This is a genomic window from Bradyrhizobium sp. Leo114 (assembly GCF_055229415.2).
On sequence record NZ_JBUYEN020000006.1, the window covers coordinates 69,066 to 82,447 of the forward strand.

Annotated in this window: 12 protein-coding genes; all 12 read left to right on the top strand. The window is 61.2% G+C overall.

The window, feature by feature from the left end:
- The first annotated feature begins 36 nt into the window (after positions 1 to 36).
- The 12 genes from ACZIRK_RS09320 (at position 37) to ACZIRK_RS09375 (ending at position 13,362) form a co-directional block, all read left to right on the top strand.
- Positions 37 to 255, top strand: coding sequence for a hypothetical protein (locus tag ACZIRK_RS09320; protein WP_456641219.1), 219 nt, complete (start codon positions 37 to 39; stop codon positions 253 to 255).
- A gap of 398 nt (positions 256 to 653) precedes the next feature.
- Entirely contained in the window at positions 654 to 1,268 is a 615-nt protein-coding gene (locus ACZIRK_RS09325) for an NAD(P)/FAD-dependent oxidoreductase (RefSeq protein WP_463327213.1), read from the top strand.
- Positions 1,259 to 1,522: a hypothetical protein gene (locus ACZIRK_RS09330; RefSeq protein WP_463327214.1), complete on the top strand. Its 264-nt coding sequence runs from the start codon at positions 1,259 to 1,261 to the stop codon at positions 1,520 to 1,522. The genes ACZIRK_RS09325 and ACZIRK_RS09330 overlap by 10 nt, the downstream gene beginning before the upstream one ends.
- A gap of 42 nt (positions 1,523 to 1,564) precedes the next feature.
- Complete coding sequence (locus tag ACZIRK_RS09335) at positions 1,565 to 2,032, top strand: RidA family protein (RefSeq protein ID WP_130222705.1); 468 nt, start codon at positions 1,565 to 1,567, stop codon at positions 2,030 to 2,032.
- Between the two features lie 328 nt (positions 2,033 to 2,360).
- Positions 2,361 to 3,476, top strand: a complete 1,116-nt coding sequence (locus ACZIRK_RS09340) for a TIGR03118 family protein (RefSeq protein ID WP_130222707.1) — start codon at positions 2,361 to 2,363, stop codon at positions 3,474 to 3,476.
- Between the two features lie 103 nt (positions 3,477 to 3,579).
- Positions 3,580 to 5,958, top strand: a complete 2,379-nt coding sequence (locus ACZIRK_RS09345; protein WP_474417730.1) for a peptidase domain-containing ABC transporter — start codon at positions 3,580 to 3,582, stop codon at positions 5,956 to 5,958.
- Positions 5,921 to 7,327 (top strand): HlyD family type I secretion periplasmic adaptor subunit, encoded by a 1,407-nt coding sequence (locus ACZIRK_RS09350; RefSeq protein ID WP_463327216.1) that lies wholly within the window; start codon positions 5,921 to 5,923, stop codon positions 7,325 to 7,327. The genes ACZIRK_RS09345 and ACZIRK_RS09350 overlap by 38 nt, the downstream gene beginning before the upstream one ends.
- Positions 7,324 to 9,189: a tetratricopeptide repeat protein gene (locus ACZIRK_RS09355; RefSeq protein ID WP_130222711.1), complete on the top strand. Its 1,866-nt coding sequence runs from the start codon at positions 7,324 to 7,326 to the stop codon at positions 9,187 to 9,189. The genes ACZIRK_RS09350 and ACZIRK_RS09355 overlap by 4 nt, the downstream gene beginning before the upstream one ends.
- Positions 9,190 to 9,571: 382 nt before the next feature.
- The gene (locus ACZIRK_RS09360) at positions 9,572 to 10,264 is read left to right on the top strand and encodes a response regulator transcription factor (protein WP_130222713.1); all 693 of its coding nucleotides are present in this window, start codon (positions 9,572 to 9,574) and stop codon (positions 10,262 to 10,264) included.
- Between the two features lie 751 nt (positions 10,265 to 11,015).
- Positions 11,016 to 11,744 carry an STN domain-containing protein gene (locus ACZIRK_RS09365; RefSeq protein WP_463327217.1) on the top strand — a complete coding sequence of 243 codons (729 nt, stop codon included), beginning with the start codon at positions 11,016 to 11,018 and terminating at the stop codon, positions 11,742 to 11,744.
- 69 nt (positions 11,745 to 11,813) lie between these two features.
- Positions 11,814 to 12,404 carry an RNA polymerase sigma factor gene (locus ACZIRK_RS09370; protein ID WP_463327218.1) on the top strand — a complete coding sequence of 197 codons (591 nt, stop codon included), beginning with the start codon at positions 11,814 to 11,816 and terminating at the stop codon, positions 12,402 to 12,404.
- Positions 12,394 to 13,362, top strand: a complete 969-nt coding sequence (locus ACZIRK_RS09375) for a FecR family protein (protein ID WP_463327219.1) — start codon at positions 12,394 to 12,396, stop codon at positions 13,360 to 13,362. The genes ACZIRK_RS09370 and ACZIRK_RS09375 overlap by 11 nt, the downstream gene beginning before the upstream one ends.
- Positions 13,363 to 13,382: the final 20 nt, after the last annotated feature.

A 13,382-nucleotide genomic window follows, 5' to 3' on the forward strand; every position in this document is an offset into this window, starting at 1 on the left:
GGGTTGAAGGAGTACGCGGCTGACGGGGAAAGTCAGATGGGTGAGCTCAACAGGGCCGAGCGGCTCCAAATTATGCTGACGGGAGCGGAACTGCGGATCATCGATACGTGGCGATTCGCAAAGCGGATGCCGAGCAGGGCCGCCGCAATCCGAGAGTTGCTCAAACGGGGCTTGGCCGCCGAAGGATTTGCGGAAGCCGTAGACGGCCAGAGGTCGAAGGATTTTTCCGTTATGCCAAATAAAGCTGCCGAGTAGCTCTGGCCTTAGCCCAATATTCATGCGGCGCTTAAGGGCCCAAAGCCCGGTTGCAGTTGTGCCCCCGTTTGGTTTCGCGCGCTGGACCCCAGTGAAGAACCTGACGTTCTCGAGTGAAGTGTTGTGGGCCCACGTCAATACGTCGATGACGGGCAGTTCTGTCTTTGCTCCCGCAGCACCAATACCGCAATCATACACCTTCGCCGGGCAGAATACCGTGTCACTTCATTTCCAGGCACGGCGCAACTTCTAGCGTCGGCGGCGACGCCTATAAGTCTTGACCAGCGAGAAGGAGGCACTTTTCTATTCACGTAAATCTCCAAGACCTCTGGTGATGCTCCGCCAGAGGTTCTCTTTAAAGGAACGCTTCGCGATCGACCGTCGCCATCTTCGAGTGGATGGTCGACGATCTCGCTGGTCCTGTAAGGCTCGACGCGGATCGTCGGCTTTGGACCAGTGCGATAGCCGCTCCATTTCATGTGCGGGTTCGTGATGTCCAGCGTAGCGGTTGCTTCGATCTCAGCGCTCATCGATGCGGCGAAACGCTGTCGTTTCGGGCGGGCCCCCATCTGGAAACACTAGGATGGCATGGCCTGCTTGATGCAGAGACGGCGTTGGTCAGTCGGGGCAGCTATTCCGTGTGGGGTAATAGAGCGCTGCGTCGTAGCGTGTTCCACCAGGGAGAAATGTCGGGCTGGCACATCGATCGTTATCGGCTTGAGGCGCGGATGGCGGAAACACTTGAAGTCGATGGCGTAAGTCGCGTTTTTTGTGGAGCCCGGCAGTTCTCGAGATCTGAAACCGGAATCGCCGTTGAGCTTGCTGACGGATCATCGGTGAATACGCGGCTGTTGGTCGATTGTTCAGACCGCTCCGCTGTGACCGCAGGTCCGGCAGTGATGCTCCGTCGCCTCGACAAGCTCGTGGCCTGCTACAGCGTCTTCACGCTTGATGAGGACGTTGAGGCCATCTCGGTTACGCTTGTTGAGGCTGTGGCGATAGGATGGTGGTAGGCGCGAACGGACTTGCTACCGCCCTGTGGAGCGGAATTCAGGCAGCCGAAAGCGTTGTCGGATTTCTTACGCAAAACGACGGGACGAAAGCGGCTCGGTATCAGCAGCAGTTCCTGCAAGGCATCGCATCGCACCTTGCTGCACAAACGGCGATGTATGCCTCCGAGCACCGCTTTATCGACGCGCCATTTCTGGCAGCGACGACGAGGTCCGTGGTTGGAAAATTGATCGATGCAATCGTTCTCGGTTGCTGAGGCGCGAAAGCCAAGTTTTCTTTGCTTACCTGGAGGATATACATGACTGTTGATTCACGCTTGCTCGCCACCGTTCTGGCTTGTGTTCTCATAGGAAGTCCGGCTTGTGCTGACGGAGTGAAGATCATCCCGTCCGTCAACGGAGGTGTGAAGCCGACCGGATCGTGGAGCGCAGGTGCACGCGCTGGCGATTTTGTGTTTGTCGGCGGCATGCGCGGTATCGATCCTGCCACCAACAAGCTCGTTGATGGCGAGGAGGCACGTATCCGCCAGATGTTCGTCAATATGCAGCAGGTCGCCGCTGCCGAAGGTGCGTCACTAAGAGATGCGGGACGCTTGACCATCTATGTATCTGATGTCGTGCGTTTACGTCCTGTGGTGAATAAGGTGCAGGAAGATCTTTGGGGTAAAGGGCCCTATCCGCCACGTACTGTTCTCGAGGTTCGAAAGCTCGATCAGGATGACATCGCCGAGGTCGATGGAACGTTCTATGCGCCACTGAAGAAATAGTGTCGGGTTGTCATGGAGCGGCTTGGTCAAATGACCAAGCCGCAGACTCTTAATCAGCGGGTCCCAGGTTCGAGCCGTGATGCGCCCCCACCAAAGCAGGATCAACCACCCGCATCTGCCAACTGTCACCCGATCGTGAAAAAACTAACAAAAAGGTCATTTGAGTCGGCGTGACGTCCGAACAGATTATAAGTTGTCGCTCGTGCCCCACGGGCGTTCAGAATTTCCCATTTCCAGAAGCGCTGTCATTTCCGAAAGGGGATGGCTTCAGATCAACGTGCCGTTGACCGGGGCGGAAGACACGCGCGTTACGAAACTGGAGGAAACCATGGACGCAATGAGTCTGGATCATGACCATCATAACCATCATCACCATCACAAAGAGCAGGAGGAGGTCGCCTTCACGCAGACCAATCTGGTCTCGGATACTCCTGGCGCCGCGCCGACGATCGATCCAAACCTCATCAATCCCTGGGGCGTTGCCCACAGCGCGACCAGTCCTTTTTGGGTCTCGGACAACGGGACGGGTGTGACGACAATTTATGATGGCGCTGGAATGCCGGCCGGGCCTAAGCTTGTAACGGTCGCGGCGCTCCCCGGCCAGGACCATTCCGATCCCACTGGGCAGGTGTTCAACGGCGGAGGCGGTTTCGACATCAGCGGCCTCGACATCAACGGCAATGCAACGACGGCGTCCTCGCTGTTCATCTTCGCAACCGAGAGCGGCACCATATCCGGCTGGAATCCCAAGGTGGACCCCACAAGCTCGGTCATCGCGGTCGATAATTCGAGCGATGGCGCCGTCTACAAGGGCCTTGCGATCGGCAGCAACGATGATGGCACCTTCCTTTTCGCCGCAAACTTCCACAACGGAACGGTCGATGTCTTCGACCAGAACTTCAAGCAGGTGAACAGCTTCACCGATCGGCATCTGCCGCACGGCTATGCGCCCTTCAACGTCCAGGTTCTTGACGGCCACTTGTTCGTTACGTTCGCGCTGCAGAATGCGGATAAGCATGATGACGTTGCTGGTGCTGGCCACGGCTTTGTCGACGAGTTCGATCTGGAAGGGCACCTGCTCGACAGGGTGGCGTCGCGCGGGCCGCTCGATTCTCCGTGGGGCCTTGCGATCGCGCCCTCTACCTTTGGAGAATTCGCCAACGATCTTCTTGTCGGGAATTTTGGTGACGGCACGATCAATGCGTTCGATTTGAAGAACGATCATTTTGAGGGCAAGTTGCTCGACGCCAAGGGTGCGCCAATCACCATTGGCGATCTCTGGGCCCTCGTTCCCGGCAACGGCAGTGCCAACAGCGATCCCAACAAGATCTACTTTACGGCCGGCGTGGAGAACGAAGCGCATGGCCTGTTTGGCAGCTTGGCGGCGATCCCCGAACCGGATCGATCCACCATGTCGATGCCGGGCTCGCATCCGCACGGCTGAGGGCCGGGCCAGCGCTTAGCGATAGCGCTTGGCTTTGCGCGCTGCACGGGTGACTCAAACGAGGACGACGCACGCTTCCGCCGAAGCTTGAAGCGGCGACAACGTGTGCTTCGCCGAGGCGAATGCCTCGCCCGTTGGGTTGAAGATGGATTGGAAGGGGCCGCTCGTGGAGCTCTTGAGCGGGCAGACTTTCGGCTTGGGCACCCATAGCGCGGGGCTGGTATCCGCAGCCAGTCCCGGCGAGGGATGTCGTGCGGCGAGGAATGGCGCGGCACGCCATGGCAGTGCCGGCGGCGACGAGATTCACCCGCGCCTGGCGGCCGCGATCAATGCGGCCAGATTCCATGGCATGGAGCTCGATCCGCGCGAGTTTCCCTGCATCCATGGTGAACAAATGCCGTCCGCTGCAGCGCTTTCGGCCTGGCTGCAGAACGCCGGCATGTGGGCACGAGCGGTACGGCTGCGATGGCGTCAACTGATGCGGTTGCAGGACGCCGGGCCGGTGGTGCTGTTGTTCACCGATGGTGGCGCCGGACTGTTGGTCGGCGTGAATGCCGAGCACAATGTGGTCATCCTCAGGGATCCTCGCGCTGGCGCGAGCGAGTGCGGCATTGCCGTGGACAGGCTGCGGCTGGAGCGGGTCTGGTCAGGCGAGGCGGTCCTGCTGCGCGCGCGGCGGGGGCAGCCGGAGATTGACAGGGCGTTTGGCCTGAGCTGGCTCGCCGGCCTGGTGCTGCAGGAGAGGCGATCGCTGCGCGATGTGGGGCTTGCATCGCTGACGCTGAGCTTTCTGACGATCTTTCCGCCATTGCTGGTCATGAACGTGGTGGACAAGGTTCTGACCCACAATAGCTACTCGACGCTCGCGCTGCTCAGTGCGCTGCTCGCAATTGCAGCCGTGTTCGAGGTCCTCCTCGGCTACGCCCGTCGGCTGATCGTTCTCGTCGTTGGCATGCGACTTGACGCAAAACTGAACCTGCATGTCTTCAACCGCGTGCTGCGGCTGCCGCTTGACTATTTCGAGCGGCACCCCGCCGGCGAAACGATGCACAAGATTGTGGAAGTGTACAAGGTCCGCGAATTCCTCACCGGCAAGCTGCTGAGCACGTTCCTCGATTTGACGACGCTCATCGTATTGCTGCCATTCCTATTCTATCTCAACACCTTCCTGGCATCGATGGTTCTGGCCTGCGCGGCGTCGATCATGTTGGTTATTCTTTCATTCTTGCGGCCGCTGCGACACGTGTTCGGCAGGGTAGTTCGCGCCGAGACCGAGAAGGCATCGGCGCTAGGCGAGACCGTTTTCGGCATCAAGACGATAAAATCGCTCGCCCTGGAGCCGCAGCGCAAGGCGCTGTGGGACGCGCGTGTCGCAGATGCCGCGGCGTGGCGCCTCGCCTTCGGCAAGCTGACGAACTGGCCACAGACGATCGTCGCCCCGATCGAACGCTTCATGTCAGTCGGCATCGTGCTGGTGGGCGCCTACATGGCCCTGGCGGACAATACCGGCTATGCGGTCGGTGCGCTGTTCGCCTTCATGATGCTCAGCATGCGCGTCGCCCAGCCGCTCGTCGGGCTGGCGCGTCTGATTGAGGATTACCAAGGGGTTTCAGCCGCGATCGGCGAAGTCGCGTCCGTGCTGAATCGGCCGCCGGAGGCGGAGGCAGCATTTGGCGGGCTCCTGCCGCGATTTGCCGGCGCCATCTCGTTCGAGGATGTCAGCTTCACCTATGAAGGCACGAAGATTCCCGCGCTCGACCGCGTCACCTTCGAGGTACCGGCCGGCACGATGCTTGGCATCGTTGGGCGCAGCGGATCCGGCAAATCGACGCTGGCGCGGCTGTTGCAAGGGATCAACCGCGACTACAACGGCTTCCTGAAGATCGACGGCAACGACGTGCGCGAGATCAATCTGCGTCACCTGCGCCAGAGCTTCGGTGTCGTGCTGCAGGAGAACTTTCTGTTCCGCGGCTCGATACGCGACAATATCATCGCCGGACGGCCCGGGTTGACGTTGGACGACGCTGTGCTCGCCGCGCGCCTCGCCGGCGCCGAGGAATTCATCGAGCGTATGCCGAATGGCTACGAGACGCAGATCGAGGAAGGCTCGCCGAACGTTTCAGGCGGACAGCGACAGCGGATTGCAATTGCACGCGCACTGATCAATGATCCGCGAATCCTGATCCTGGACGAGGCGACCAGCGCGCTGGACCCGGAGAGCGAGGCGCTCCTGAACGCCAGTCTGCTTCGCATCGCGCGCGGCCGGACCATGGTGATCATCTCGCATCGCCTGTCGTCGTTGATCGACTGTGATCAGATCCTTGTCCTGGAAAGAGGCAAGATGGTTGACATCGCGCCGCACCGCTTGCTCCTCGAACGCTGCGCCATCTACCGCCAGCTCTGGATGCAACAGAGCCGCCATCTCGACAGTCGAGGGCCATGTCATGTCGCTCTTGCCCACTCGCCCGTCCGGCGCAGCTAGTCTCACGAGCCGACCGGAGGATTCGACGCTTCCGGCGCTCCTGGAATTCCAATCGCCGACCAAGGCCATCATCGCCGCCCCTGTGCCAGTCGCGGCGCGCGGGACGATCTGGATGATCGGCAGCATGTTCGCCGCGTGCATCGTGGCGATGGGGCTGATCCCGATCGACAGGGTCGTGACGGCGCAAGGAAAGGTTGTCTCCAAGGCGCCGATGATGGTCGTGCAACCGCTGGAAACATCGATTGTTCGCTCGATCGACGTGACGGAAGGGCAAAGCGTTCATCGGGGCGACATGCTTGCTCGGCTTGACCCTACCTTCGCCAGCGCCGACGTCGGCGCGACGCAAGCCCAGGTCTTTAGCCTGCAAGCCGAGGTGGCGCGCATGCAGGCGGAGGTGGAGGACCGGTCCTTCCAATATTCCGGAGTTGATCCGCCGATGTTGCTGCAGGCTGCGATCTATGCGCAGCGCGAGTCGGAACGGAAGTCAAAGTTGGAGTCGTATCGTCAAAAGATCGATGCCCAGGCAGCCACAGCGGCGCGGTCGACCGCGGACGCGACGGCTTTCCGCGAGCGGTTGGCCGTCGCGCAAATGGTGGAATCCATGCGCAAGAAATTGGAGGCACTGCAAGTCGGCAGTCAGCTCAACGCCTTGATCGCGACCGACAACAGGCTCGAGATCGAGCGCAGTCTGTCCACCGCCGTCAAGACGGGCGAGAGTGCCAAGGCCGAACTCGCCGCCATGATTGCCGAGCGTGACGCCTATTTGCAGAATTGGCGCGTCCAGATCGCCCAGGCGCTGTCGGAAGGATCTCGAAAGCTGAGCGATGCCCGGGAATCGCTGAACAAGGCGCTGTTGCGGCGCCAATTGATCGAACTGCACGCCGAACGAGACGCCACAGTGCTGACGGTTGCCAAGGTTTCAGAAGGCTCCGTGCTGCAAACGGGCGAGCAACTGATCACGCTGGTGCCCGTCGATGCTCCGCTCGAGATCGAAGCGAACATTGCAGGGCGTGATAACGGCTTCGTCCACATCGGTGCCGCGGTAGCGGTCAAATTCGACACCCTTCCCTCGACACAGTACGGCTTGGCGTATGGAACGGTTCGCACTATCAGCGCCGACAGTTTTACCACGCAAGACAACACGAAGGCTCGCTCTGGCTCGGTTCCTGTGAACCCTGCCAACACCGAGCCCTTCTACCGTTCGCGCATCACCCTCGACCGGTTGATGCTTCACGACTTGCCGGCTGGCTTTCACATTATGCCGGGCATGCCGGTTGCCGCCGACATCAAGGTCGGCAAGCGCACCGTCATGGCTTACCTCCTTGGCCGAAGTCTACCAGTGATGTCGGAGGGGATGCGCGAGCCATGAGACGCGCCGACAAAGACGCCACGAGACGCAAGAACGCGCGTACAACGCGGTTGAGTGTTCTCGATCGTGTCATCAGCCTGCTGTCGTCATCGGCGGCAGTGCGGCGCGCAATTCACCTGAACAAGCAGTCCCGCATGACGCAGGCGTTTACGCTGTTCGCCCGTGCCGCCGGCGCCGACAACGCAGAGGCCGAATACTGGGTCGGGCGCTGCTATCTGTGCGGTTCGGGCGTCCCGGCCAGCCTCACCGAGAGCGTACGCTGGCTCGCGCGCGCCGCGGCTCAGGACCACGTCGAAGCCCAGTGGTTGCTCGCCGTGCTGCACATCCACGGCTCTGGCACCGCAGCGAACCGGCAAGCCGTTGCAGGCAGCTCCTCCGTAGCAGGCCTGTTCTCAGGCGAGGTGGCGCTAGAACCCGACTTTGTGGCGGCGGAAAAATGGGCGCGGCGGGCAGCCGAGCATGGCTCCGCAGACGGACAGGCTGTGCTTGCTTACGTTTTGAGCTCCGGCCCGGAATCGATGCGCAACCTGGAGGAGGCGCGCGGGTGGTATCAGCGCGCTGCCGAAGCCGGTTGTCCTCAGGGCGCGCTGGGATACGCACAGTCGCTGGCGCGGTCGGTCACCGATGACGAAGGGCGGCGCAAGGTGGTCGAAAATCTCCGGCGTGCGGCACAGGCAGGGTTGCTACCGGCGATTTATCTGCTTGGTGTGATGACCGAACGCGGGGTCGGAACGGAACGCGACCTCGCGGTCGCGGCCGAGCTCTACCGGCAGGCGGCCGTCAAGGGCCATCGCTCCGGCCAGGCAAGCTGGGGACGCGCACTGATGTGCGGGCTTGGAGTCAAGCCAAACCCGGCAGAAGGCGAGTCGTGGCTGCGCAGGGCGGCGTTAGCTGGTGATCCGGATGCGGCGGCGCTTGTCGGCGACTTATACGTCAGGGGCGGCTCGCTGCCGCCCAACTACGCAGAGGCGGCGATCTGGTTCCGCCGTGCGGCAGAGGCCGGCCACCACACGGCGGCGCGGGCGCTTGGCTTGCTTTATCTGACCGGCGCCGGGGTGGCGCGCGATCCGAGAGAGGCGGCGAGCTGGCTCCGGATGTCCGCTGACGCCGGCGATCTGCAGGCCCGGGTGGATCTCGCGAACCTTCTGCTGCGAGGTGTCGGTGATGGGAACCCCGAAGATCTGGCTAAGGCGCGCCATTGGCTCGAGCAGGCAGCCGCGGCCGGCGATCTGGTGGCGGCACTCAACTACGGGCTCTGTCTGGCGGATGGCGTTGGCGTTGAGCGCGACGAGTGGCAGGCGACTCAGTATCTGCGCCGAGCGGCTGACGAAGTCGCGAACGCGCAGTACTGGTATGGCCGCATGCTTGTCGATGGACGTGGCATCGAGGCAAACGCCGAAGCGGGCCGCGCGTGGATTTCGCGCGCCGCCGCGGTCGGCATCGCCGACGCCGAAGCGGCCCTGGCGGAAATGATGGTGAACGGCCGGGGCGGACCGCGCGATCCTCTCGCGGCAACGGTGTTGTTCGAGAAGGCTGCCGGCAAGGGTCATGTTGGCGCCATGTTCGCGCTAGGCTTGCTGAATGGCGGTGGATATGACGTGCCGACCGACCGTACGGTCGCGAAGCACTGGTTCCGAGCGGCCGCTGAGCGGGGGCATGCGGAAGCTCAGAAAATGCTGGGTCGATATTTAGCGCGCGGGCTGGCCGGCGAGCGCGATCCGGAAGCGGCACGTCTATGGCTAGGGCGTGCGGCAGCTCAGGGGCTGGCGGACGCAGAGCTCGATCTCGCATCCATTCGCCCCATGCTGCCGACGCAACCATGCGAACAGGCACGTCATGTCACGGATCTCGCGGATCACTGATGCAGCCTTAAACAGTCTGCGCGTGAAAAATCGCTATACGTATTGTAGGTATTATCATACCATTGTCGCGGCAATTCACCGAGTGCACCGCGCCACCACTGATCGACTGAGCGGCCGGCCAAGCGTCTAGCACTAACAGTTCGCCCTTTCGAGCAAAGCCACGCCGGCACACTCGATCCAATTGTAAGGCTGAACGCGTGAATCGAACCGCGGCTACTGCGAATGGTCAGGCTTCGTACCCACTCGATCCCACCAATGTCCTAAATGATCGGTCCTCTCCAAGTGCTTGCGGAATTGTCCACCAGCGGCGGTGTTAGTGCATTGACGTCTCAATGCGACCGACACGATCCCGAAGCCCGCAACCCGCGGTGGAGGTGATGTCATGCCGAACTGCGCGCGTCGTGTTCTCGTCATCGAGGATGATTGGTGGACCGCCAGGGAGCTTGGTAGCTGCCTGGGTGCCGCTGGCTATGACGTCACGATCGCGTCCGACGGCGAGAAGGGGCTAAGCTTTGGTCGCGCCGCCGAATATGTCGTGATGACCGTCGATCGCATTTTGCCGGGCATCGACGGGATCGAAGTCATCCGCCGTCTCAGGCAAGACGGAATCGGGACTCCCGTATTGATCATCAGTGTGCTCGGTGCAGTTGCTGATCGCGTGGACGGTCTGCGTGCAGGCGCCGACGACTACCTCGTGAAGCCGTTCGCCTGCGCAGAAATGCTTGCTCGTGTTGATGCGCTGTCGCGGCGTGGCACTTCTGTTCACCAGGAAACCGTACTGCGGGTCGGCGATCTGGAGATGGATCTCGTGGCTCGAACCGCGTCCCGGGCCGGCCGACAGATCGGGCTAAGGCCCCGGGAATTCAGACTCCTGGAGTATCTTGCTCGCCATACCGGCGAAGTCATCACTCGAAGTCTGCTGCTGCAGCACGTCTGGGGTCTGCATTTCGATCCTGCGACGAATCTTATTGATGTCTACGTCGGACGTCTGCGAAGAAAGATCGACAGCGAACAAGCCTATCCAATCATTCATACAGTTCGCGGTGTGGGATTCTGTGTCCGGCCCTCTGCTTGAGACTTCACAGTTGGGTCTCGGACCGAGGTCGAGGTGTACGACCTACACCAGCCTTTTCACGCGCGATCTCGTGGCGCAGCACCTCGATACCTGGAATATCTGAAGGCGGTGAAGGCAACTCGTGCTCAAAGCCGTTTGCTTTGTCTACGAACGTCAATCGAGCGCTGGATGGCACTACCCGGATCGCGCCACCGGATGCTTCAGCGCCTCCAGCGATCAAAGAAAGGCTTAGCCCAAGCCCGCGAGCAATCTTGCCCGCGATCGGAATAGTTCGGCTTTCCTCTTTCAACTTTCGACAGCCTCGCGCGGCTGATGATCCGCGCGGCCGGATCACACTTGACTTCGTGAGTCTCGCCGATCGCCTTCGCCGTATCGCCGGAAGCTCTCGATCTTCAAGACCTCGACGACAGCGCTATGTCGTTCAGGTGCTCCAAACAATCGCCCCATGTAGGGATCAGTGAGGCCCGTTGCGGGCGGCATCATGTCAGCACATCTCGCACAAGAGGTGCAAATCTACCGCTGCAAGGCCTGATACTGCGTCGCGCATCGAGCATCCAAATCGATGATTAGTTCGGGATGAGACGACGCCTTTCGAGTCAACGACGGCGTTTAGCATTGGGTGACACTAGGTCCGTAGTCTAAGCGTGTCACAATACCGTCTTGCGCAGCGTCGTAAGTTGGGGAGAGTTTCTGATTGACCGGCCTCTGGTTCAATTCGTAACGGACCGATCCGCAGCCATCCGTGAGTCTCGTGTTTGCCAAGGTGAACCAGCATTTCATCAACATCGTCAGCAGGTGGAAGTGCGTGATCACACGGGATCTTGCCGTTGTTGTCGCGCATTTGATGATGGTTCTGGCTCTGTCGCATGCATCGCCGGCGGGAGCGACTTCCTTCGACATCCCCGCGCAACCTCTGGCGTCTGCCATAGACGCGTTCTGCGCGGCGACCGGGACCGAGGTATATTACGACGGCGCAGCGGCCATCGGACAGCGATCCTCTGCGGTCACCGGCGCCCTTACGCGTGACGATGCTCTCAGAGACCTGCTCGCAGGGACAGAACTCGTCCCACTGCGCGCGCGCGAAAACAGCTACCTGCTGATTCATCCCGGCGACGATACGGCGCATGCGTTCGCCACGGCACGGATCGCCCGGGATGGCCAATATCAGCGCTATTTCGCCGTGGTGCAAGACGACATCCTGCGCATTCTGTGCCGGTATCCCGACACGCGTCCCGTGAGTTATCGGCTGGTGATCAAGCTGTGGATCAGTTCGTCGGGATTGGTGCAGCACGCAGAACTGGACGGATCGGCCGGCGAACAGGCAAGTCACCGGATGCTGTTGGCGACGCTTGGCAAGTCACGCGTGACCGAACCGCCACCGGCGCAGATGCCGCAGCCGATCACCATGGTTGCGCTGCCGGGAGCAGCGGCCGATGCGAGGCTCTGCGCATCACCCGTCGACCAGAAGGCCGGGCGCTAGTATGTCGCTGCGCGAGGCAGGGGGCGCGTACGACGCTTGCGGGACAAGGGTCCAGCGTCGCGATCCCGCATGACCCACAGCAGCCGCGCCGAATTGCGCCGTTTTTTGACACTCTGCTATGATGATTTGCGAGCCAGGTTGGCCCGTCGATTGAATTCGGTGGAGCTTGCAGGTGACGCCTTGCAGGACACGTATATGGAGCTTTGCCGGGGCGCGGATCTGCCGCCGGTGCAGCGGCCGCGCTCTTACTTGTTGCGCATGGCCAAAAATATCGCCCTGAGGAAACTGCACTCGGAAAAATACACGGTTTCGCTCGATGACGCGAAGATCGCCTTCGACATTGCCGATGAAGCGCCCGGTCCCCAACGAAGTCTGGAAGCGAAGATCGAGCTCGAAGCCTTTCAACAGGCGATCCGGGAATTAACCCCGCGACGGCGCGCTATCCTGCATGCAGCGCGCGTTGAAGGAAAAACCCTGCACGCAATTGCAGTACAGTTAGAGATATCACAAAGATTGGTTGAGATCGAGTTGAAGCATGCGTTAGCCCATTGCGCGCTTCGTCTGGATCGGCAACTCGTGCAAAGATTCGGCCCTCAGCCCGTTCAGCAATCGCATGGACAGGAGGCCAACAAGCGTATTGATGACAGGGATGACCGATAGCCCACGCGAAAAGCTGGACCGGATCGAGCGCGAAGCGCACGATTGGCTGGTCCGTTTCACCTCGGGGGAGGCAGGACCTGCTGACGTGCGGGACGGCAAGGTGTGGATCGAGTGTGATCCGGCGCATCGCACCGCGTTTATGAAGGCCGCGCGGATGTGGGAGGCCTTGGGGCCGGAGGCGTTTGAGGGGAAACGCCCGGCCGCGCGGACGTTCTCCTCTATCTCGATGTCACGTCGTGCCGTGCTCGGCGGCGGGGCCGCCGCCATCGCCGCGAGCGCAGCATATTTCGTCGTGCAGCCGCCGCTCGGCCTCTGGCCATCCTGGTCGGAAATGGCGGCCGACTATCGGACGCACACCGGCGAGCGGCGGCGTATTGTGGTGGCCGACGCGACCTTCGTCGAGATGAATACCCAAACCAGCATTGCGCTGCGACAGGTTGCGAAGGAGGCCGCGGGGATCGAGCTGATCTCGGGCGAGGCGCTGGTCGCGACGCCATCCGGCGCGGGGCCGGCCTTTGTCGTGACGTCCAGTCAAGGCCAAACCAGCGGAATTGGAGCGAAATTCAACATACGGAATGATGGGCACGCGGTTTGCGTGACCTGTGTCGAGGGGAACGTTCAGGTCTCGTACGGCGCGGCGACAGCGTCGTTGCGCGCCCGCGAGCAGATCACCTATGATCGATCAGGCTTGGGCAAGCCCGCGTTCGTCGATGCGGCGATCGTGACCGCCTGGCAAGACGATCTGTTGATCTTCCACTCCAAGCCGCTACGTGAAGTCATCACCGAAATCAATCGTTATCGTTCCGGAAAAATCATCGTCGTGAATTCTGCGCTCGGCGCGCGGCTGTTCAGCGCCAATTTCCGGGTTCGCAACGCCGATGCGGTCCTCGAGCAAGTCGAGAAACTGTTTGGCGCGACCGTCACATCCTTGCCGGGCGGCATCGTCCTGCTGAGCTAAACGCCGTCGATTGCTTGGGA

What these genes read in the sequence shown, in the direction of transcription:
- ACZIRK_RS09325 (WP_463327213.1), top strand. Translation starts at nt 654, where the DNA reads ATGGTCGACGATCTCGCTGGTCCTGTAAGGCTCGACGCGGATCGTCGG.
- ACZIRK_RS09360 (WP_130222713.1), top strand. Translation starts at nt 9,572, where the DNA reads ATGCCGAACTGCGCGCGTCGTGTTCTCGTCATCGAGGATGATTGGTGG.
- ACZIRK_RS09370 (WP_463327218.1), top strand. Translation starts at nt 11,814, where the DNA reads ATGACCCACAGCAGCCGCGCCGAATTGCGCCGTTTTTTGACACTCTGC.
- ACZIRK_RS09355 (WP_130222711.1), top strand. Translation starts at nt 7,324, where the DNA reads ATGAGACGCGCCGACAAAGACGCCACGAGACGCAAGAACGCGCGTACA.
- ACZIRK_RS09340 (WP_130222707.1), top strand. Translation starts at nt 2,361, where the DNA reads ATGGACGCAATGAGTCTGGATCATGACCATCATAACCATCATCACCAT.
- ACZIRK_RS09350 (WP_463327216.1), top strand. Translation starts at nt 5,921, where the DNA reads ATGTCGCTCTTGCCCACTCGCCCGTCCGGCGCAGCTAGTCTCACGAGC.
- ACZIRK_RS09375 (WP_463327219.1), top strand. Translation starts at nt 12,394, where the DNA reads ATGACCGATAGCCCACGCGAAAAGCTGGACCGGATCGAGCGCGAAGCG.
- ACZIRK_RS09335 (WP_130222705.1), top strand. Translation starts at nt 1,565, where the DNA reads ATGACTGTTGATTCACGCTTGCTCGCCACCGTTCTGGCTTGTGTTCTC.
- ACZIRK_RS09330 (WP_463327214.1), top strand. Translation starts at nt 1,259, where the DNA reads ATGGTGGTAGGCGCGAACGGACTTGCTACCGCCCTGTGGAGCGGAATT.
- ACZIRK_RS09320 (WP_456641219.1), top strand. Translation starts at nt 37, where the DNA reads ATGGGTGAGCTCAACAGGGCCGAGCGGCTCCAAATTATGCTGACGGGA.